Source organism: Acidimicrobiales bacterium (assembly GCA_036378675.1).
Classification (GTDB): domain Bacteria; phylum Actinomycetota; class Acidimicrobiia; order Acidimicrobiales; family Palsa-688; genus DASUWA01.
In genome coordinates this window covers 19,965-39,631 of sequence record DASUWA010000065.1, presented here as the reverse complement: position 1 = coordinate 39,631, position 19,667 = coordinate 19,965, and the positions used below count along the sequence as shown (strand labels likewise).

Sequence of the window (19,667 nt, the reverse complement as noted above, 5' to 3'; positions counted from 1 at the left end):
CTTTGTTCGCAAAAAGGCACCTATCAGGTGCCCAATCGTAAAGAAACGACCTCCTCGGCCTAGGCCCGGAGTGACGCTTCAGCGCCGGCGACCAGGGTCGGCGCCTCGGCCTGGCCGCATATAGCAAGCCAGTTGGCCAGCATCCGGTGGCCGCCGTCCGTCAGGATCGACTCGGGGTGGAACTGGACCCCTTCGACCGGCATCTCCCGGTGCCGCAGGCCCATCACCACGCCGTCCTGGGTCCAGGCAGTCACCTCCAGCGCCGGCGGGATGCTGTCGCGGTCGACCACGAGGGAGTGGTAGCGGGTAGCGACGAGGGGTTCGGGCAGACCCGCGAATACCCCCCGGCCGTCGTGGGTGATCTCGGAGGTCTTTCCGTGCATGACATCATGGCGGACGATCTCACCTCCGAACACCTCGCCGATGCACTGATGGCCGAGGCAGACCCCCAACACGGGAACGTCGCCGGCGAAGGCGGATATCAGCTCGCAGCTCACGCCGGCGCCGGCGGGACGGCCCGGTCCGGGCGACACGAGCAGCCCGTCCACGTTGAGCGAACGGGCGGCGGAGAGATCGATCGCGTCGTTGCGGTAGACGAGCGGCTCGGCGCCGAGCTGACCCAGGTACTGGACGAGGTTGTAGACGAACGAGTCGTAGTTGTCCACGACCAGGATGCGCGCCACGGGCCAAGGGTAGTTGCACTTAAAGTTGGGGCATGCCGAGGAAGACCAAGGACACGCCGGGCCGGGTGACACCCAAGGGAGGGCCGGCGAGGAGGTCGCCGGCGAGCGGCACGTCGAGCGGCCGCTACACCGCGCCTATCCCCCGCGAGTTCCGGTCCAGCCCGTGGTGGGTCCCGGCACTGATCCTGACCTTCTTCGGCCTCGGTTTGATCAGCATCCTGCTCAATTATTTGGGGCTTCTCCCCGGCGGCGCGAGCAACGGCTACCTCTTCCTCGGGCTCGCGCTGATCGTCGCCGGATTCATCGCCGCCACTCGCTACCACTAGCGGACGAATGGGCCTGGGTTAACGTCGACCCTCCGAAAAGTTACATCAATGTGACACTCCCCAGAGTTGTCCACAGCCTGTGGAGGACTAGGCGGGTCACACCGCGATGCGTCCCGCCGGCCAAGGACTGAGCGGTCGACATCCTGGTGCGGCCCGCCGCGGAGCGGCGGACAGCGACACCGGTCTCTCGCACCGCCAGTCCTCGATCAGATTTCAGCCAAGGTGGCTCGCATCGAGTTTGGGCTGATTGTTATCGAGGGCGAGCAGCCGTCGACGGCCGTCTCTGTTGTTCCGGGCCGAAGGCCCGGGGCCAAGACGGCAGTTGGCGGGTGCTAGGCCATCGATCCGAACATCAGCCCAGGCGCTCGATGATGGTGGCGTTGGCCATTCCGCCGCCTTCGCACATCGTCTGCAGGCCGTAGCGGCCGCCGGTGCGCTCGAGCTCGTTGAGCAGCGTGCTCATGAGCTTGGTGCCGGAGCAGCCGAGAGGGTGCCCGAGGGCGATGGCGCCGCCGTTGACGTTGACCTTGTCCATGTCGGGATGGTGCTCCTGCGCCCAGGCCAGTACGACCGGGGCGAACGCCTCGTTGATCTCCACCAGGTCGATGTCGTCGAGGGCGAGCTTGCCCCGCTCGAGCACCTTGGTCGTAGCCGGGATTGGGGCGGTCAGCATGATCTGGGGATCGTCGGCTGCGACCGCGAAGGAGTGGAACCGTGCACGGGGGGTCAGCCCGAGGGCCGATGCTTTTTCCTCGCTCATGACGAGAACAGCGGACGCGCCGTCGGTGATCTGGGAGCTGTTGCCCGCGGTGATCTTGCCGTCAGGCTTGAAGGACGGCTTCAGCTTGGCGAGCGTCTCGACGGTGGTGTCCGGGCGGATTCCCTCATCGGTCGTGACCAGTTCGCTGGACTCGATGACCTTGCCGGTCTCCTTGTCCTTGTGCTTCAGGGCCACCGGGAGGATCTCCCGCTCGAAGCGTCCCTCGGCTGTGGCCTTCGCCGCCCGCTGGTGGCTCTGGGCACTGAACCGGTCGAGGTCCTCGCGTGAGAGGTTCCACTTGTCGGCGATCATCTCGGCCGAGATCCCCTGCGGGACCAGGCCGCCGGCGGGCTCGTAGCGCTTTCCGACGGTCGGACCGAAGGGCAGGCCGACCCCCTGCCCGATGCTTGCGCCCATCGGCACCAGGCTCATCAGTTCGATGCCCGAAGCGACGGCCACGTCGTACGCGCCTGCAATGACGCCCTGCGCCGCAAAGTGCAGCGCCTGCTGGGACGATCCGCACTGGCGGTCGACCGTGGTGCCGGGCACCGACTCTGGGAAACCGGCTGCAAGAACCGCGTTGCGGGCGATGTTCACCGCCTGAGCGCCCACCTGCATGACACATCCCATGATCACGTCGTCGATGACGGCGGGGTCCAGGTCGTTGCGCTCGACGAGGGCCTTCAGCACCTCGGCGGCCAAGTCAACGGGGTGCCAGCCGGACAGCTTTCCGTGGCGCTTGCCACCGGGGGTGCGCACGGCGTCGACGATTACGGCGGTGGGCATCGGACCTCTCCTTGCCTTCTTGCGGGGCCTTTTTTTTCGGGGCCTTCTTTTTCGGGGCCTTCTGTTCGGGCGCCATCCCATTCCTCATGGCGGCCGTTACACCCAAAAGGCTACTGCCGGCCCGCGTGTAATCACCAAGTGACGCGGGCCGGCAGCGTGCCGGTGTGGTTTGAGTTCCCTACTTGTTCGGTTGGGGCGTCAACCGGAGGTACGGCCGTACCGTGGTGAACCCCTTCGGGAAGCGCTCCTTCGCGTCGTCGTCCGAAATCGCCGGGGCGATGATCACGTCCTCGCCGTCCTTCCAGTCCGCCGGTGTGGACACGGAGTAGTTGGCGGTGAGCTGAAGCGAGTCGAGCACCCGCAGGATCTCCTGGAAGTTCCGCCCGGTCGATTGCGGATAGGTGATGGTGAGCTTGATCCTCTTGTCCGGACCGACGATGAACACCGATCTGACGGTCACAGTGTCCGCAGCGTTCGGGTGGATCATCCCGTAGAGGTCGGCGACCTTCCGATCCGGGTCGGCAATGATCGGGAAGTTGACGTTGGTGCCCTGGGTCTCGTTGATGTCGGGCACCCATCCTTTGTGCGATTCGATCGGGTCGACGCTCACGGCGATGACCTTGGTGTTGCGCTTGTCGAACTCGCCCTTCAGCTTCGCGACCGCTCCGAGCTCGGTCGTGCAGACCGGTGTGAAGTCCTTGGGATGCGAGAAGAGCACGCCCCAGCCGTCGCCCAGCCATTCGTGGAAGTGAACAGTGCCCTCGGTGGTCTCAGCGGTGAAATCGGGGGCTTCGTCGCCCAGCTGCAGTGCCATCTCTTCCTCCTGCGCGGATAGCGTTCGTCGTCCGTCGCAGGGGCCAAGGTACCCCGGGTTTCACCACAAAGGCGACCTATTCAATCGACTTTCTACGGGGCTGGTCACGGCGGGGATCCCCCGGCGGCCGGGGAGGAGTCGGCCCACACCAGGCCCGAATCGCGCAGCGCCTGGAGTATCCGCAGGCGCAGCTCGCGCGAGGCGCGAAAGTGCTGTCCCGGCATGGTCCAAGCCATGATCCTCAACGTTGCCCCGTCCTGATCGGTCGACTGCACGCCACCGAAGGTCGGATCGCCGACGAACACCCCCTGCCATTCGGGTTCCGCGGCGAGCTGGTGCGCCGCCTGCTCGGCGACGCGCCCCGCAGCTACCAGATCAGTTCCGTGGGGCACCACCACGTCGACGAGCGCTTGGCTGTCACCTTCGGTGTTGTTCCCGACGGTACGGATGTCGCCGTTCGGGACGTACCAGACCACCCCGTCCAGGCTCCGGATCCTGGTGGTGCGCAGGGTGAGCCCTTCGACGGTTCCCGACGTGGCGTTGGGCGCATTCCCCACGACGATGCTATCCCCTACCCCGTATTGATCCTCGGCGAGGATGAGGGCGCCGGAAAGAAAGTCCTTGACGAGTGTTTGCGCGCCGAACCCGACCGCGGCGCCGACGACGGTGGCCGTCGCGATGAACGGGACCAGGTTTATGTGGAACTCCCCCAGGATGGTCAGGAACGCGACCACCCAGATGATCGCCCGGAGCACCGAAGAGAACACGCCGGCGAGTGTCCGCACCCGGTCCTCGCCGCGGGGCGTCGCCTTCACCAGCGGCGACACCAATCGGAAGGAGTTCACCATCCGGCGCGAAAGCCTGCGGACGAGGCGGGTGACGGCGACCGTTATAAGCAGAACGACGGCGATCCGGAACGGTCCGATTGCGTAGACCTGAACCGTGTGCGCGGTGTTGGAGCTGACCCCCAGGTCGACGAGGAACTGGTGAATCACCCCCCGGTCGTTGGCGGCCGAGGCGTTCGGTGCTGCAGCGAGGAGTGTGGTCGCGGGGATCTCGGTACCGGAGAACATCGACCCGGTCAGGTTAAGTCGAAAGCGTTTGGCGAACGTGTGACCCGGGTCCTGCCGAGGAAGTATCGGGGTATCGAATCGTTATCTCATGCGGGATTTGGCGCCCCGGGCAGCTTTGTAGAAGCGGCTTCGCTCAGATAGCATTTGAGACCGTGCCAGCGGGCCGCGTGGGCTGACGCGCATCCCCTTCGCCTGGGAGTTCCGGCGACTGGTGGCGATGCCAGGACCGAGGAGGCGATGAGTGAAGCGAACTTTCCAACCCAACAACCGAAAGCGGGCGAAACGGCACGGTTTCCGTCACCGCATGTCGACCCGCGCGGGCCGGGCGATCATAAAGGCTCGGCGCCTCAAAGGCCGGGCTCGGCTGTCCGCCTGATCTGGAGGGTTGACCAGCGCGACACTTTCCAGGCTCTTCGCAAAGCGCGACGCCGGCGATGCGGACCGTTGACTGTATCGTGGGTGCAAGGCGATCCCGCCGAGCCTCCCAAGGTGGCCTACAGCATCGGGCGCAAGGTTGGTTCGTCGGTCGTTCGCAACCGTGTCCGTAGGAGGCTCAGGGTGCTGATTCGCGATAGCGCCGACCTTCTGGCTCCCGGCGCGTACCTGATCGGCGCAGGGCCTGAAGCGGCGACGCTCGACTTCGGCTCCCTAAGGAGCTACCTACAAGAAGCATTAAAATCAGTAAGATTTCAGGACATAGCATGACTACCGCCAGCGTCGACACGGCACCGAGCTCCCCCCAGGAACGTGAGGGCGCGGCCGGTCGCTCGTTGGCGGGACGGGCGCTCGTCGTGCTGGTACGGCTGTACCAGCTGGTCCGCGCCGGCCGGGTTTCGCCCTGCAGGTTCACCCCCACCTGCTCCACTTATGCAATTGAAGCCGTCGAGCGTCACGGCGCCCTCAAGGGCGCCTCGATGACCGCCCGGCGCTTGGGACGATGCCGCCCGGGAGGTCCCAGCGGCTACGACCCCGTTCCGGAATGAGAGAAACGTGATACTCCACCTCGCGTCGCTAGTTGCGAGCACAACTACTACCCTGAGCGGCACCAAGCCCTCGACCGGCAGCCTCCTCGACCCGATCGCCAAGCCGATCTCGGCGATTCTGGCAGGGATCTACAGCGTCGTCCCCAACTACGGGGTTGCCATCTTGGTGCTCAGCGTCATCTGGATGGTCATCATCTCGCCGCTGACCCTGAAGAGCACCCGCTCGATGCTGGCGATGCAGAAGCTTCAACCACAGCTGAAGGCACTCCAGGAGAAGCACAAGGACGACCGCCAAGCGTTCGCCCAGGCCCAGATGGAGCTGTTCAGGGAGCACAACGTCAGCCCGTTTGGCTCGTGCCTGCCGTTGCTCCTCCCGCTGCCCGTGTTTTTCGCCCTGTTCCGAGTGATCACCGGGCTGAGCCACATCGCGAAGAGCGGGGTGCCCGACCCGAAGTACCTATCGCACGGCACCCGTATGTTCAAGGACATCGTCGCCGCCCATGGCCACCTCAACGCATTCGGTGTGGATCTCTCTCACAACGCGCTGAGCCCCCACTCGAGCGTCGCCGCCGCTCTCCCCTACTGGATCCTGCTGCTCATCATGGCCGGGACCTCCTACTACCAGACAGTTCAGACCATGTCGCGGAACCCTCAAGCGGCACAGAACCCTCAGATGCGGATGATGAAGTACCTGCCGCTCATCTTCGTCTTGTTCTTGATCAAGTTCCCCGCCGGCGTGATCGTCTACTACGCGATGTCCAACATCTGCCGGATCGTGCAACAGGACCTCATGTACCGTTTCGATCCGAAGGTGAAGGCCCTGGTGGTGCAAGAGGTCAAAGAGGTCGAGGCGATGACTCGGGACATCGATGAGCACCCTGACCGGGTGGCTAGGGCGCAGACACCGGCGAAGGGGGACGGGAAGAGGAGTCGTTTTCGGGATCTCCTAGCCGCGGCCGCGGAGCAGCAGCAGAAGGCGCAGGAAGCCAAACGACTCCAGTCCAAGGATGGTGGTCGCCCGGCGCCCAACCGCCCCGCGGGCCAGGACACGCCGCCGAAGGAATTGCCTCAGGCTCCTGCTTCACCCCAGGCTCCTGCGTCGCGCAACGGCGCTCCGCGGGGAGGAACGTCCGGCGGTTCCCCCAACGGGGCGAAGGCCGGAGGGGCGCGAACGAACGGACAGCGGGCCGGCAACCGCCCGAGGTCGGGCAGCCGGCGGAACCGCAGACGGCGAGGAAGGTAAGGAAGCTTTAGATGGAGTGGGTTGAGACCACTGGCAAAACACTGGACGAGGCCAAGGAAGCGGCTCTCGACCAGCTCGGAGTGGACGAGGTCGACGCAGAGTTCGAGGTCCTCGACGAACCGCGGGCCGGCTTGTTCGGACGGGTTCGCGGCGAGGCGAGAGTCCGGGCGCGGGTCCGCCCAACCGTTCCCCGCCCCAAGGAGGACCGCCGGGAGCGCCGGCGACGGGCCAGGGCCGGAAGTGCGGATTCTCGAGGCGGCGCCGGAGGTATCGCACTCGCCGAGGGCAACGACGGCGAGAGCGATGCGTCGTCGGAAACTACAGCCGGCCGCAGTGACACCGGACGCGGTGACACCGGCCGCGGTGACACCGGCCGCAGTGACACCGGCCGCAACGGCGCCAGAAGCGAAGCAACTGGGAGCGGAACCGCGGGGGATCGCACGACGTCATCGGGGTCGGCTGCACTCGCCGGCTCCGACACAGCGCCGAGCTCTGAGGATGATCCCTCGGAGCCGGCTAACCGGCGTCGTAAGCGCCGGCGGGGTGGGCGTTCCGCCGCAGCGAAGCGCGCGGCCGGTTCGGATCCGGAGACGGGCGGCCCATCCGAAGGCGCTCCGGCCGGCAAGGCGCGGCGTGACAGAGGTGCCGGCGTTGACGGGGAGGGCGGTGGAAGCGCCCACTCGGCCCCACGCGAGGGTGCCAGAATTTCAGCTGAGCAGAGTCACTCGGATAACGGGACGGGAGGCACGACGGTGGAGGTTTCGCTCGATGAGCAGGGTCGGGTCGCGGAGGAGTTCCTGAAAGGCCTCACCTCCGAATTCGGTCTCGACGCTGCCGTAAAGATCACCTCCTCGGGTGAAGAGGAGGTCAGGCTCGACCTCAGTGGCCCGGAGCTCGGACTTCTCATCGGACCGAAGGGTTCGACTCTCCTGGCGATTCAGGATCTCACCCGTACGGTCGTCCACCATCGAACCGGGGCGAACAACGGCAGGGTGCTCGTGGATGTCGGCGCCTACCGCCAAAAGCGGTCCGAGGCGCTGGCCCGATTCGCTCACGAGGTTGCCGCCAAGGTCAAGGAGACCGGCGCGCCCACCGCCCTAGAACCAATGGCGGCGCCGGATCGCAAGGTGGTTCATGATGCGATCACCGGCATCGAAGGCGTAGCCACGTTCTCCGAGGGCGAGGAACCCAGACGGCGGGTGGTCATCGCCCCAGCCGGCACTCCCAGCAGCTGAGTCAGAGCAAGCCGACCCTAGACCCGAGCTCGAGGGAGAACCTGGAGCGGGTACTGGGTCGTGCCCGGGATCTTGGTTTTCTCGGACCGGGACCGATCGGGCCTCACGTCGACCGGGCGCTTGACCTCGACGCTGCCATCCCCGACCCTCCCCAGACTGCGCTAGATCTCGGCAGCGGGGGCGGGCTCCCGGGCCTTCCCTTGGCTCTCCTCTGGACGCGATCCGAGTGGGTCCTCCTCGACGGGAGCGCCAGGAGGACCGCCTTCCTGGGGGAGGCGGTCGGGGATCTCGGCCTGGACGCGAGGGTCAGGGTCGTCGGCTCCCGGGCCGAGGAAGCCGGCCGCACGGAGCTCAGGGCCTCGTTCGACCTGGTCGTGGCCCGCAGCTTCGCCGCGCCGGCAGTTACCGCGGAATGCGGTTCGCCTTTCCTTCGGGTCGGCGGCCGCCTTATCGTCGCCGAACCTCCGGACGGCAGCCCAAAGCGTTGGGATCCCTCCGGGCTCACTGAGCTCGGGCTGCGCCTGGAAGAGGCATCAGGAGGGCCGACCTCGTACCAGTCGCTCGTACAGGCGGCACCCTGCCCGGAGCGCTACCCTCGGCGGGTCGGGATCCCGGCCAAGCGCCCGCTGTTCTGAAACGGAAGCGCCGAGCGAGCGCTCCGGGGGACGGCCTACCCGGCTATCGGTGACCGCCGGTTCCACGTGGAACATCCGCCAGACCATTCACTTTTCGCCTGCAGCGTGTGTTCCACGTGAAACAAACCCTCACGTTGGGCTAGAGGGTGCTTGCCTCGGACCACCTCCATCGTTGATGATGGGCGGGTGAATGAGTCAGAGGACCTCCGAGCTCGGGCGAGCTCCATATTTGAGCGCCTGAGGTCCGGATCCGACCGCGCGGGCGCGAAGTATGACATTTCAACCGAAGCGGAGCCGCCTGCCGCCGACAGAGCCGAAAGCGGCAACCCGGAAGAGGAAACGGGCAGGTCGAACGAGGAAACCCCCAGGCCGGAAGCGCAAACTCCCAGGTCGGACGAGGAAATACGTAGCCCCGAAGGCTCGGAGTCGACGACGAGGACTGAGTGGCAGGTTGACCCCGACCTAGGCGCAGTAAGCGATTTGGGGTCGATTCCGGTCGCGCCTCCAGAACCCGAACCGGTCACGCGGCATTGGTCGGATGACCTGGCAGCGCCTGCCGCCGCCGAGCCTCCCGCCGGCGAGCCTGGCATCAGCGGAGAGCCCGGCATGAGCGGCGAGCCTGGCATCAGCGGAGAGCCCGGCATGAGCGGAGAGCCCGGCATGAGCGGAGAGCCCGGCATCAGCGCCGAATCCACCGAAGCTGATAACCCAGGGCCGATGGGGCAGCGGTCCCAACAGGGTGACCCGGTCATCGCGGGCCCTGACCGTACCGACACGGTCCAGGCTCCGGACGCCGGCCCGAGCACCGACCTCGCGCCTGACCGGCAGACCGGCTGGGCGTACGAGAAGCCAACCGCGGGGCATCGGCTCGACGGAGACGAAGCGCCGAGATCCCAAAGCCACCACCCGGGGGCGCGGGACCATCCGCTTCCCCGCCGTCTCGCGATCGCCAACCAGAAGGGCGGGGTAGGCAAGACGACGACCGCGGTAAACCTCGGCGCGGCGCTCGCCGAGCTCGACTACCGGGTCCTGGTCGTGGACCTGGACCCTCAGGGCAACGCCACGACGGGACTCGGGATCAACGGACGGAATCTCGACGCCTCGATCTACGACGCCATCCTCCACGACGTGCCGATCGAGGACGTTATCGAGCCGACCACCCTGCGGAACCTGTTCGTCGTTCCCGCCACCATCGACCTGGCCGGCGCCGAAATAGAGCTGGTCCCCGTCTTCAGCAGGGAGCTTCGTCTCAGGCGAGCCCTCGAGAGCGTGTCCCAGGACTTCGACTACGTGTTGATCGACTGTCCCCCGTCGCTCGGGCTCTTGACCGTGAACGGGCTGGCCGCGGCCGGCGAGGTGGTCGTGCCCATCCAGTGCGAGTACTACGCCCTCGAAGGTCTCGGGCAGCTGCTACGAAACGTCGCTCTCGTTCAGGCGAATCTCAACCAGGAGCTCGACGTCAGCACCATCATCCTCACCATGTACGACGCTCGCACCCGCCTCGCCGAGCAGGTGGTCGAGGAGGTCCGCCACCATTTCGGTGACAAGGTCTGCCGGAACGTCGTCCCCCGGACGGTGCGGCTGTCGGAAGCCCCCTCGTTCGGTCAGCCGATCATCGTGTTCGACTCGTCGTCGAGAGGTTCCATCGCCTACAGAGAACTGGCCAAGGAGGTAAGCGGTGGCGCGCCGCAGCGGGTTAGGTAGAGGCCTCGGGTCGCTGATCCCGACCGAGGTCGTCGGGGACAGGTCCTCGGCACTGCTCGAGATACCGGTATCAGCCATACGGGCCAACACCCACCAGCCGAGGTCGATGTTCGACGAGGAATCGCTCGCCTCGCTGACCGCCTCGGTGAGGGAGGTCGGGATCCTCCAGCCCGTCCTGGTCCGGACGATCGGTGACGGAAGCTACGAGCTGATCGCCGGCGAGCGGCGCTGGCGGGCGGCCAAACGGGCGGGACTCCCGACGATCCCGGCCATCGTGAGGGACATCTCCGATGTTCAGAGCGTCGAGCAGGCGCTGATCGAGAACCTCCACCGCGAGGACCTCAACCCGCTCGAGGAGGCGGGCGCGTACCAGCAGTTGATCGAGGATTTCGGTCTCACCCATGACCAGCTCGCCGGGCGGGTCGGAAAGAGCAGGGCCGCGGTGACCAACACCCTCCGCCTTTTTCAGCTCCCTCCCGCCGTGCAGAAGCTCGTCGGCGACGGCCAGCTGAGCGCAGGCCACGCGAGGGCCCTGCTTGGAACGCCTGATCGGGCGTTCCAGGAGGCGCTCGGCCGCAGAGCCGTATCGGAGCAGATGTCGGTTCGTGCGGTGGAGGACGCGGTCAGACAGCGGAACGAGCTCGGAGGGTCGACTCCGGGCGGGGCGGCAACCCGCCCGCCGAAACTGCGGCCTCCGGGCATCCTCGAGCTGGAGGAGTTGCTGTCGAGCCACCTCGACACGAGAGTGAAGGTCGACCTCGGCGCCAAACGCGGGCGGGTCGTCATCGAATTCGCGACTCTCGAGGACCTCGAACGGATTTACCGGGCTATGACCGAGCACGTCGGCGACACAGACGTCTACTCCGGCGGCTAGGAACCTAAACCGGTAGCTTAGAGTCCCGAGGCTCTACCTCTTCCACAGACTGTGGCTAAGGTGTGGACAGTGCCAGGACAAGCAGGCACTTAAGCCCTCAGATGTAAGGGTGCAGTTCCTGCAGCAGCTGACCCTTGCCCTTGGCTCCGACGATCCGAACCTGAGGTTCACCGTCTTTGAACAGGATCATCGTCGGGATGCTCATCACATCGAACCGGCGGGCCAGCTCAAGGTTCTCGTCGATGTTCACCTTGCCAACCCGGAGCTTTCCGACGTTGTCCGCCTCTATCTCATGGAGGATCGGGGCGACCATCTTGCACGGGCCGCACCACTCCGCCCAGAAGTCAACCAGAACCGGTTCGGCTGCCGACTTGATCTCCTCGTCAAAGGTCTGATCGGTAAGCGTCAACTCCTGCGACACTCTTCATCGCCTTCCTAATCGACGGGCTCTTCCCGTACGCACAGACATAGCAACCTGCACAGAACCTGTTCCATTCCGCCCATGCAGGGAGCCGTTGCAGATTTAGTTAGTTGATAGGTCAACATAACTAGCCGTGGTTGGCTTCGAGCCACCTCTCGGCATCTATCGCGGCCATGCAGCCGGTGCCGGCCGCGGTGACCGCTTGACGGTAGGTGTGGTCCTGGACGTCGCCGCTCGCGAACACGCCTTCCACGTTCGTGGCGGTCGAGCCGTTCGCGGTGATGATGTAACCCGCTTCGTCCATGTCCAACTGCCCGACGAAGAGGTCGGTATTGGGGACGTGACCGATCGCCACGAACAGGCCACCGACCTCCAGATACGACTCCTCGTTGGTGACGGAATTCCGGAGGTGCAGACCGACCACCTTGGCGTCTCCGTCCACTCCGGTCACCACGGTGTCCCACAGGAACCGGATCTTGGGGTTCTTGAACGCGCGGTCCTGCATGATCTTCGAAGCCCGGAGCTCCTTGCGACGGTGGATGACGGTCACCGTCTCGGCGAACTTGGTCAGGAAGATGGCCTCCTCCAGCGCCGAGTCCCCGCCGCCGACCACCGCGATGTTCTGACCACGGAAGAAGAAGCCGTCACACGTCGCACAGGTCGAGACACCCCGGCTGAGCAGTCGCTGCTCGGACTCCAGGCCGAGCATCAGGGAGCGGGCGCCGGTGGACACGATCACCGACCGGGCCCGGAACTCGAGCTCCTCCCCGGTCGACGGGTCCGTGGCCCACACGCGGAACGGTCGCCCGGAGAAGTCGACGCGGGTCGCCTTGGTAGTGAGGTATTCAGCGCCGAACCGCGCCGCCTGCGAGCGCATGTTGCCCATCAGCTCCGGACCGGCAAGGCCTTCGATGAACCCGGGGAAGTTCTCGATGTCGGAGGTCAGCATCAGCTGGCCGCCCGGCTGATCGCTCGTCGAGGACGGCTCCCCCTCGATGACCAGCGGGGACAGGTTCGCCCTGGCGGCGTAGATGGCCGCTGTCAGACCTGCGGGGCCCGAGCCGACGATGATGACATCCCTGACCCGAGGCCCGATGTCTGGGTTGGTGGATTCTGGGTTGGTTCCTGCGGGTGTGGCGGTCATGTGTCCTGGCTTTCTGCGCGGCTCCGCGTCGTGCCTATCAGCTCCGCACTCGCGGTTTCCTTCGCCGCCAGAAGAACGCCCCAGTGCCGAGGAATATTGCCGACGCAACGAGGTCGACGGTCCACACCCGGCGGGAGTGCGGGTGGTAGGGAAGGTAGACGTCCAACAGCCTGACGAAAGCGACGACCAGCAGCAGCAACGCTCCCGCCAGCAGCACGCCGGCGACCAAACCGAAGACCACCGCGCGGGCGACCTTGATGACGGGGACCGTCGTCTTGTCGCGAACTGTGGTGACGACCGACTCGATCCGGTCGGTTACCTCGTCGGTCCAGTCACGATCCGCGGTCGATGCGCCGGTCTGATCAGCCACGAAAAGCAGCTTAGCGACCACCTGCTCGAGCCCCGCTGCTACGGGCCGGCGATACGCTCGACATCCCAGGAGCGTCGCGGAGCGGTAGGTTCTGCGCGGTGACCAGGATCGCGCTGGCGCTTGTGGCAGGGGCGGCGCTGGTGGTGTTCGCCGCGGTGACGATCGGCGAGTACCCGCTGAGCGCGGCGGACGTCTGGCTCGCCGCGCTAATCGTGCCCGCACTCCTCGGGTCGATCATGTCGACGATCGCCAAGCGCCGGCGGGCGTTTTGGCTGGCGGCGGGGCCGCTGGCAGGTGGGGCCGTGGGGTGGGGGATAGGGATCTCGACCACGTGGGGCATCGAGCCGGTGCCGGTGGACGCGTGGTTCGCGTTGGTGTTCGCCGCACTTTGGCCGATCGGTTGGGGTGCCTTGATGTTCAGCCGACCGGCGTCAACGAGTCAACGCGCGCTGACTCCCGAGTACCAGAGCTCAACGGACGGACAGCTCAGCGATACGGGCCGTGTCCGCGGGTCCGAGATTGGTGATCCATAGCAACACCCACTGGGCGTGCCGGGGACCGAGGTTGAAGGTCACGGTTGAAGAGCGGATGTCCAACTTGGTCTCGGTGGGCGTGCCCCAATCGGCGACGGGGTGGCCGGATGGAACATCAGAACTGGCGACGTAGGTCTGCGCCGACCATCCAGACGTGGGCGAAGTGACGACCAGCTGCCGTCCTTGCTCCGCCGAGTCGAGATGGATGGCGAGACCGATGCCTGGATAGAGGTTTCCGAACGTCGGGCTGCTGTACTGGTCGGTCGGCCAGTACGTAGACGGGTCGCCGTCAAAGGCGAACCGGGTCATGTTGGGATTGTCGGGCGTGCGGTCGGAGGTCATGAACACGACCACGTTGTCGACCTTGGGAACAGCCGACGCGGGCAGGGAAGCAACGGGGGAGCTCGGCGAACGATGGCTCGTCGAACCGGCCAAAACCGCAGCTGCGGTTATCGCGCCCACCACCACAAGGCTGGCGACGACGACGCCGACGTTGCGGCCGGTGCGCCGAGTCCTCCTCCTCGCGGGAGACGGCTCGTCCGGACCGAACGGGTCCGTCGCCGGCCCGCTTCCGCGAAGGGCAATGGTCCCGTCGTGCGGATCGCGCGGGTCGTGCCGCTCCCGCGGCTCGCGCCCCGCACCTTCAACACGGCTACCCCCCGTTGAAGAGCCGTTCGCGGAAATCGCCGACGTTCGTCCGCCCAGCACCGACGTGTCTTCCACGTCGCCGGCGACCGTGCTCGTGGCGGTGCGCGCCGCAGCTTCGTCGACTCGAGCACGGGCGCTACCTATGGGGAGACGCGGCGAGGGTCGGGCACCTCGTCCCCCTCCACTCGGGACGGGCCCGAGCGCGTCGAGGCGTCCACGAAGCGCCGCCGCCGAAGGCACCCGCTTGTCCGGCTCCTTCGCAAGCAGATCAGTCACCAACCGATCCAACCCCGGGGGTAAAGCCCTTATTCGAGTCGACAGCCGCGGGATCCGGTCGTTGAGATGTGCCAGCGCGGTCGCCATGTCCGTGCTGCCGCTGTATGGCGGATCGCCGGTGAGCATCTCGAACAACACCACACCGAGCGAATAAAGGTCGGCGCGCGCGTCAGGCTCTTCTCCGCGGATCTGTTCGGGGCTGAGGTACTTCGGGGTCCCGAGCACAGTCCCGGTTCGGGTCAGGTCCGCCCCCAGCCCTTCGCTCGCCTTTGCGATACCAAAGTCGGTGACCTTCACGCGGACTCCGCCCCACCCGTCATCGAGGAGCAACACGTTGGCCGGCTTGATGTCGCGATGCACCAGACCTGCTCCGTGCGCCTCGGCGAGCGCGTCGGCAATCTGGCGGGCGATCGTCACCGCGAGCCATGTGTCAAGCGCCCCGTGTTCGCTCAGCAGCTGGCGAAGCGTTTCACCGCGCACCAGCTCCATCACGATGTAAGCCGTCCCGTCGTCGATTCCTGTGTCGAATGTCGACACGACACAGGGGTGCGCGAGCCGAGCTGCGGTGACCGCTTCCCTGCGGAATCGTTCGAGGAACACCCCGTCGCTCGCGAGGTGAGCCTGCAGCACCTTCACCGCGACCGGCCGGCTGAGTACCTCGTCGTGGCCCTCCCACACTTCGGCCATGCCGCCGCGCGCGACAGGAGCGACCAGTCGATAGCGTCCGCCGAGAGTGCGTCCGGGTGTAATTGAACTGATCGGGTCAGTACCGGGCACGGACTTCCAGGGTACCGCCGCGGTGGTGACCCGCCGGGTCAGGTGCTGCGCGTAGAGGACGCCGCAGGTGCGCTAATTAGGCAGAGATCCAGGCCAGGCCGATGGCGCCGGGGCCGGCGTGGGTGCCAATTACCGGGCCGATATCTCCGACCAGCACCGATCCGTCCGTCTGGATGCCCCCGATCATCGACATGAACGCGTCCATGTCGGGTGCGTCGGCGCTGAAGGCCGCCATGTTGGAAATCCGCCCTACAGAACGCGCCTTGTCGGCGACGTAGCGAAGCGCCTTCCCCCGAGTGCGCTGCCGGGATTCGGGTTCGACAACGCCGTCTATCACCTGAATGACCGGCTTGATCGAAAGCATCGTGCCGAGGAATGCTTGCGCTCCTCCGATCCGCCCGCCCTTCTTGAGGTTGTCGAGCGTGTCGATGACCCCGAGAACCGTCATGGCCGAGGCCGCCTTCTCCGCCGCTTCGGCCACCTCGTCGACGGATCCACCCATGGCCGCCTTTTTTGCGGCTTCGATGGTGATCAGGCCCTGACCCAACGTGACGCTCAGCGAGTCCACGACTCTCACGGGAAGCCGTCCCTCGAGTTCGCCCGCCGCCTGGCGGGCGGCCTGAATCGTGGCCGACATCTTCGAGGACAGGTTCACGCACACGACGCCACTCGCTCCCGCAGCGGCCATCTGCTCGAACGCCTCCTTGAATTGACCCGGCGCCGGAGCCGAAGTCCCGGGGAGACCAGGAAAGCTCGAGCAACGGGCCCAGAACTCCTTGGTTGACAGCTCGACCCGGTCGACGAACTCCTCCCCGCCGAATCGGATGCGAAGAGGCACCAGCCCGATCCCGAGCTCGTTCACGATGTCGTCGGGTAGATCGCAGGCGGTGTCGGTGACTACTCGAACGCCGGCCATGGCTCCCCCCTAGAGGAAGTTCGGTCCCAGTATCTCCGGGCCAAACTGGTTGGACCGCCTGACCACCGGAAAGGTGACAGCCGTGTCAGGTGAGATGGCCCCACCCGGCGCGTGGAGTTCGGTCGGATCAGATGGCCTTTGGGTGTAACTCTTGCGTTTGGGCCTGGAATTTGACGGAGAGCTGCTTGTTCTCACGCCCAAAGAACCGCGGGGATCACCCGAAGAGGCCGGGCAGCCCATCACTCATAGAGCCAACGGCTCGCCTAACTACGCGGCCGGGCCGGCGAGTCGCCGTGCTTGGGGTAGCCCGGCGGCGGGTTCTCGAAGAAATCGCGCACCACAGGGTCGTCCGAGAGCTGAGGCTCGTCGAAGACAGGCGGGGGCACGAGCTTGCGGGCGCGGCGACCGTGGCGGAGGTCGCGTCCCCACCATATGGCCAACGACGCGACCGCCACCACGATGAGGATCACCCCGACGTTCGACACCGCCGTGCTGCGGACCGTGTCGCGGTCGATCGCGAGCACTTGGCCGCCGCCCGGCGTCCACAACGACACGTCGAGCGGGAAGACACCCGATGATCGGGTCTCGACCGGCACCTTCAGGGTCGTGTTCTCGCCGGCCAGGATCAGCTGGCAGATCTCGCTGGTCGGGGTCGGGACGTTGCAGTGCCCGTTGGCGGGATCGAAGGAGCGGAAGATAAGGCGCTGGCTGCTGAGACGCAGTTCCACCTTCGCCCGGGCGCCCCCGGCCGACAGGATCGTCAGCGGGATCTGGCCCTTGGTCGCGGTCAGGGTTATGGACGACGAACCCGGCAGCGTCACGCTCTGCAGCTGCCGGGTGGCCTCGGATTTCACTGCGGCGAGGAGCGCGTCGCGCTGGGCACCGGATATCTCGTTCGATTCGGCGACCAGAAGCTGGTTCTGCATTGCCGTCGCAATGGCGGTTATCGCCGGCTGATCACCCGCCAACAAGGTTTGGAAGGCGTCGACGGCCTTCCGTTGCTTCTGGATCTTGCCGGCGTCAGCGGCCAGTCCCGGCGACCCGGACGAACCGCCGGCTTGCGGGCTGCCCGCCGAGCCCGAGCCGCCGCCCCCGCCCGAAGCCCCGGCGCCGGACGAACCTGACGAACCGGCGCCGGCGCCGGGCCCGGACCCGGACGCCGACCCAGAACCTCCGGACCCACCACCACCGAAGCCGGAGCCCGACCCCGACGATCCATTCGACGAACCGCTCGCAGCCGAACCGCTCCCGGATCCACCGGAGAGGCCCGAGCCGGGGTTGCCGTTGCCCGAGGTGCTCAGACTTCTCTGAACCTGAGACGACGACTTCACGGCCTGGAACAGGCCGTTGACCGTTACCGCTTGCAGCAAGGGATGGCCGGAAAGCCCGGCCATCAGCGTCTCCACGAAAGTCGGGTCGGCGGTCCAGCGCGCCGGAGGGACAACAGCCACGCCCCTCGTCACCCCCGGTGTCTCCACCTGGATCATCGACAGCTCCGCAAGAAGGCGGGTCGCGGCGAGAACGCTGCCACCGCCGCTCGTGAAATCGGACGACAGAGCCGGGTCCGACGCGTACACGTTCAACGGCGTTCCGCCCTTGTCGGGGAGACTGAGCTTGGTCGGAAGCGCGAACGTCGTCTGGCGAGACGACAGCGGAAGGGGGCCGAGGTCGGTGTCCGGAAGGAAAAGGCGGTTCATCCCCAACCCGGTGAGCGCGCCGAGGCTTGCCGTATCGATCGGCCCGTTGACGACCCAAGAGTCGGTCGCGGGCTGCGAACCGAACACCTTCGCCAGTGTCGATTCGCCCGTTCCCACCTGCTGACCGATCTCCGATCCGAGGCCCGCCCCGAGCATGTCGTCGAGCGAAACCGGCACGTAGGTTTGCGGGAGCACCTGATCCGACGTCCGGGCGAGGGCTGCGATCGAGGCCACGGTTGCCTTGTCCGTGGTGGTGCCCGATGCGAGTGCCTCCAGCGTCTGGGGCGAAGCCGCCAGGCTCACGGCCACATCCGCGTGCCCGCCCAGCGCCCCCGCCAGCTGCGACAGCCGGGAAGAGTTCGACTCGCTGATCGGCTCCAGCTGTCCCTGAGGCCCGACATTGGGCCGAGCGGCGATCGGAATCACCGTCGCCACCGACAGGCGGGGAAATCCTGTCGCCGACGGATCGCCCCCCGCGTAAACCAGAAAAGTCGTCAACGGCGTCCCCAAAGGCGCACCGTTGGAATCGGACAGGGTCAACTGCAGCGGGAAGACACCGCTGCCTCCAACCGCGTTGAACGCCGGCAACGACCCCGGCGCGAGCGGCTGCGAAGGGTTGATGGGAATGTTGACGTCGACGCCCCCCTGCGGGTCGGCGGGCAGCTGGCTGACCTGCTCGACCAGCGAGTATCGGGCGTAGCTCGGGACGTGTCCGGCCATCGCGTTCTGGAAGTCGCTCCGCGTGGTCAAACGGCTGAACGCCTGAACCGAAAGCTTGTCCGTCGCGGGATCGCCAGCTCCGATCCGCAGCCGGACCCGGAAGTTCTGCCCCGACACGACCCACGGCGACTGGGCAAGCACCGTGATCGGATCCTGGCCCGAAAGGTCTGCGGCAGAACCGACCGACGGTCGAGGGGTGTTGTCACCCCATGCGGTCGCCGGGACTGTGGCACCGGCCGCGACGACGAGCGCGGCGGCCGCGGCCCTACAGGTCCGGGCGATCACTGGAGCCCGGCCGACAGCACGGAAAGGCCGACCGGCTCCTCGCGAAAGCCGGTCGCCAGGTACAGGGACAGGGCTGCGTCGTTGCCGATCTGGGTGTTCACGATCGCCCGGGTCGCTCCGCCCCGGGCAAGCCAGTGGAGACCGTCGAGGAGCAGCCGCCTCCCGGTGCCCACCCGCTGCCTGCGGGGATCCACGGCAAGGCGCTGGACGAACCCGCGGTCGCCGGACCTTCCGCAGACCGCATACCCGGCCACGCCACGACCGCCGCCGGCGGCCATCCGAAAACGGCTCACCGGAGTTGCCCTCAAAGAATCCTTCAGCCCGGCCGAGTCCAGCTGCCAGAAAGGAGGGAACGCCATCGCGTCGACGGCAAGCACGTCCGCGCGGCGCCAGGGTGGGACCCTCCTCAGCGGAAGGCCCGGCGGGACCTCCGGCAGCCCGCGCGAGATGTCCATCCCGAGCAGGTACAGCCGTTCTTCGACATCGAAGCCGGCCGCAAGAAACCCCACCTGCTCGAGCGGAGACAGCGCGGCCGTCACCACCCGCTTGAACCCCCGACCGGCGAGCGTGTCGAGGCACTGGCGCACGAACTCGGCCGAAGGCAGCGGAGACGTGGGCAGTGGAGTCAGGTAGGCGACCTGCTCATCGCCTCGCCAGCGCCCGGTTCGGGCGCTCTCACGTCCCCAGCTGATCACGTCGGCGGGCGCGGCGCTCACGGGTCAACAAGGCTACTTCGCGTACCCCGCCCGGACCGGTCGTACCCT

General features: G+C 66.6%; 20 protein-coding genes. 9 read left to right on the top strand and 11 right to left on the bottom strand.

Features of this window, described 5'->3' with window-relative positions:
• Nucleotides 1-59 precede the first annotated feature (59 nt).
• On the bottom strand, nucleotides 60-683 hold the full coding sequence (locus VFZ97_19505; GenBank protein ID HEX6395627.1) for an aminodeoxychorismate/anthranilate synthase component II: 624 nt from the start codon (nucleotides 681-683) through the stop codon (nucleotides 60-62).
• Between the two features lie 32 nt (nucleotides 684-715).
• Here VFZ97_19505 and VFZ97_19500 point away from each other — a divergent pair, with 32 nt between their 5' ends.
• Nucleotides 716-1,009, top strand: a complete 294-nt coding sequence (locus tag VFZ97_19500) for a cell division protein CrgA (protein HEX6395626.1) — start codon at nucleotides 716-718, stop codon at nucleotides 1,007-1,009.
• A 352-nt stretch (nucleotides 1,010-1,361) separates the two neighbouring features.
• Here VFZ97_19500 and VFZ97_19495 read toward each other — a convergent pair whose 3' ends face one another.
• The 3 genes from VFZ97_19495 to VFZ97_19485 form a co-directional block, all read right to left on the bottom strand.
• On the bottom strand, nucleotides 1,362-2,555 hold the full coding sequence (locus VFZ97_19495) for a thiolase family protein (GenBank protein HEX6395625.1): 1,194 nt from the start codon (nucleotides 2,553-2,555) through the stop codon (nucleotides 1,362-1,364).
• Between the two features lie 178 nt (nucleotides 2,556-2,733).
• Complete coding sequence (locus VFZ97_19490; protein HEX6395624.1) at nucleotides 2,734-3,369, bottom strand: peroxiredoxin; 636 nt, start codon at nucleotides 3,367-3,369, stop codon at nucleotides 2,734-2,736.
• Between the two features lie 104 nt (nucleotides 3,370-3,473).
• Nucleotides 3,474-4,442 (bottom strand): mechanosensitive ion channel family protein, encoded by a 969-nt coding sequence (locus VFZ97_19485; GenBank protein ID HEX6395623.1) that lies wholly within the window; start codon nucleotides 4,440-4,442, stop codon nucleotides 3,474-3,476.
• 241 nt (nucleotides 4,443-4,683) lie between these two features.
• On the opposite strand from VFZ97_19485, the gene rpmH reads away from it, so the two are divergent.
• The 7 genes from rpmH to VFZ97_19450 all read left to right on the top strand — a co-directional run bounded on the left by rpmH (nucleotide 4,684) and on the right by VFZ97_19450 (nucleotide 11,116).
• A complete protein-coding gene (gene rpmH / locus VFZ97_19480) occupies nucleotides 4,684-4,818 on the top strand; it encodes a 50S ribosomal protein L34 (protein HEX6395622.1) in 135 nt (44 codons plus the stop codon).
• Nucleotides 4,819-5,143: 325 nt separating this feature from the next.
• Complete coding sequence (yidD, locus tag VFZ97_19475) at nucleotides 5,144-5,425, top strand: membrane protein insertion efficiency factor YidD (protein ID HEX6395621.1); 282 nt, start codon at nucleotides 5,144-5,146, stop codon at nucleotides 5,423-5,425.
• 7 nt (nucleotides 5,426-5,432) lie between these two features.
• Entirely contained in the window at nucleotides 5,433-6,668 is a 1,236-nt protein-coding gene (locus VFZ97_19470; protein HEX6395620.1) for a YidC/Oxa1 family membrane protein insertase, read from the top strand.
• Nucleotides 6,669-6,679: 11 nt separating this feature from the next.
• Entirely contained in the window at nucleotides 6,680-7,903 is a 1,224-nt protein-coding gene (gene jag / locus VFZ97_19465) for an RNA-binding cell elongation regulator Jag/EloR (protein HEX6395619.1), read from the top strand.
• Nucleotides 7,900-8,538, top strand: coding sequence for an RsmG family class I SAM-dependent methyltransferase (locus VFZ97_19460; GenBank protein HEX6395618.1), 639 nt, complete (start codon nucleotides 7,900-7,902; stop codon nucleotides 8,536-8,538). Before jag ends, VFZ97_19460 begins: the two co-directional genes overlap by 4 nt.
• Nucleotides 8,539-8,724: 186 nt before the next feature.
• Nucleotides 8,725-10,242, top strand: a complete 1,518-nt coding sequence (locus VFZ97_19455; protein HEX6395617.1) for an AAA family ATPase — start codon at nucleotides 8,725-8,727, stop codon at nucleotides 10,240-10,242.
• A complete protein-coding gene (locus tag VFZ97_19450; GenBank protein ID HEX6395616.1) occupies nucleotides 10,217-11,116 on the top strand; it encodes a ParB/RepB/Spo0J family partition protein in 900 nt (299 codons plus the stop codon). The genes VFZ97_19455 and VFZ97_19450 overlap by 26 nt, the downstream gene beginning before the upstream one ends.
• Before the next feature lie 97 nt (nucleotides 11,117-11,213).
• Here the strand turns inward: VFZ97_19450 and trxA are convergent, their stop codons facing one another.
• From trxA to VFZ97_19435, 3 genes are all read right to left on the bottom strand, one after another.
• Complete coding sequence (gene trxA, locus VFZ97_19445; protein ID HEX6395615.1) at nucleotides 11,214-11,537, bottom strand: thioredoxin; 324 nt, start codon at nucleotides 11,535-11,537, stop codon at nucleotides 11,214-11,216.
• A gap of 127 nt (nucleotides 11,538-11,664) precedes the next feature.
• Nucleotides 11,665-12,681, bottom strand: coding sequence for a thioredoxin-disulfide reductase (gene trxB / locus VFZ97_19440; GenBank protein HEX6395614.1), 1,017 nt, complete (start codon nucleotides 12,679-12,681; stop codon nucleotides 11,665-11,667).
• 37 nt (nucleotides 12,682-12,718) lie between these two features.
• Nucleotides 12,719-13,051 carry a hypothetical protein gene (locus VFZ97_19435; GenBank protein ID HEX6395613.1) on the bottom strand — a complete coding sequence of 111 codons (333 nt, stop codon included), beginning with the start codon at nucleotides 13,049-13,051 and terminating at the stop codon, nucleotides 12,719-12,721.
• A gap of 98 nt (nucleotides 13,052-13,149) precedes the next feature.
• Between VFZ97_19435 and VFZ97_19430 the strand changes: the two genes are divergently transcribed.
• The gene (locus tag VFZ97_19430; GenBank protein ID HEX6395612.1) at nucleotides 13,150-13,584 is read left to right on the top strand and encodes a hypothetical protein; all 435 of its coding nucleotides are present in this window, start codon (nucleotides 13,150-13,152) and stop codon (nucleotides 13,582-13,584) included.
• Here the strand turns inward: VFZ97_19430 and VFZ97_19425 are convergent.
• The 4 genes from VFZ97_19425 to VFZ97_19410 all read right to left on the bottom strand — a co-directional run bounded on the left by VFZ97_19425 (nucleotide 13,522) and on the right by VFZ97_19410 (nucleotide 19,619).
• Entirely contained in the window at nucleotides 13,522-15,285 is a 1,764-nt protein-coding gene (locus VFZ97_19425) for a protein kinase (GenBank protein ID HEX6395611.1), read from the bottom strand. The genes VFZ97_19430 and VFZ97_19425 overlap by 63 nt on opposite strands.
• A 76-nt stretch (nucleotides 15,286-15,361) precedes the next feature.
• Complete coding sequence (locus VFZ97_19420; protein HEX6395610.1) at nucleotides 15,362-16,201, bottom strand: DegV family protein; 840 nt, start codon at nucleotides 16,199-16,201, stop codon at nucleotides 15,362-15,364.
• A gap of 263 nt (nucleotides 16,202-16,464) precedes the next feature.
• Nucleotides 16,465-18,903 (bottom strand): DUF6049 family protein, encoded by a 2,439-nt coding sequence (locus tag VFZ97_19415; protein ID HEX6395609.1) that lies wholly within the window; start codon nucleotides 18,901-18,903, stop codon nucleotides 16,465-16,467.
• On the bottom strand, nucleotides 18,900-19,619 hold the full coding sequence (locus VFZ97_19410) for a GNAT family N-acetyltransferase (protein ID HEX6395608.1): 720 nt from the start codon (nucleotides 19,617-19,619) through the stop codon (nucleotides 18,900-18,902). The genes VFZ97_19415 and VFZ97_19410 overlap by 4 nt, the downstream gene beginning before the upstream one ends.
• Between the last annotated feature and the right edge of the window lie 48 nt (nucleotides 19,620-19,667).

Coding starts and splice junctions, on each gene's coding strand:
- VFZ97_19500 (HEX6395626.1), top strand. CDS start 716: ATGCCGAGGAAGACCAAGGACACGCCGGGCCGGGTGACACCCAAGGGA.
- VFZ97_19495 (HEX6395625.1), bottom strand. CDS start 2,555: ATGCCCACCGCCGTAATCGTCGACGCCGTGCGCACCCCCGGTGGCAAG.
- VFZ97_19490 (HEX6395624.1), bottom strand. CDS start 3,369: ATGGCACTGCAGCTGGGCGACGAAGCCCCCGATTTCACCGCTGAGACC.
- VFZ97_19485 (HEX6395623.1), bottom strand. CDS start 4,442: ATGTTCTCCGGTACCGAGATCCCCGCGACCACACTCCTCGCTGCAGCA.
- yidD (HEX6395621.1), top strand. CDS start 5,144: ATGACTACCGCCAGCGTCGACACGGCACCGAGCTCCCCCCAGGAACGT.
- jag (HEX6395619.1), top strand. CDS start 6,680: ATGGAGTGGGTTGAGACCACTGGCAAAACACTGGACGAGGCCAAGGAA.
- trxB (HEX6395614.1), bottom strand. CDS start 12,681: ATGACCGCCACACCCGCAGGAACCAACCCAGAATCCACCAACCCAGAC.
- VFZ97_19420 (HEX6395610.1), bottom strand. CDS start 16,201: ATGGCCGGCGTTCGAGTAGTCACCGACACCGCCTGCGATCTACCCGAC.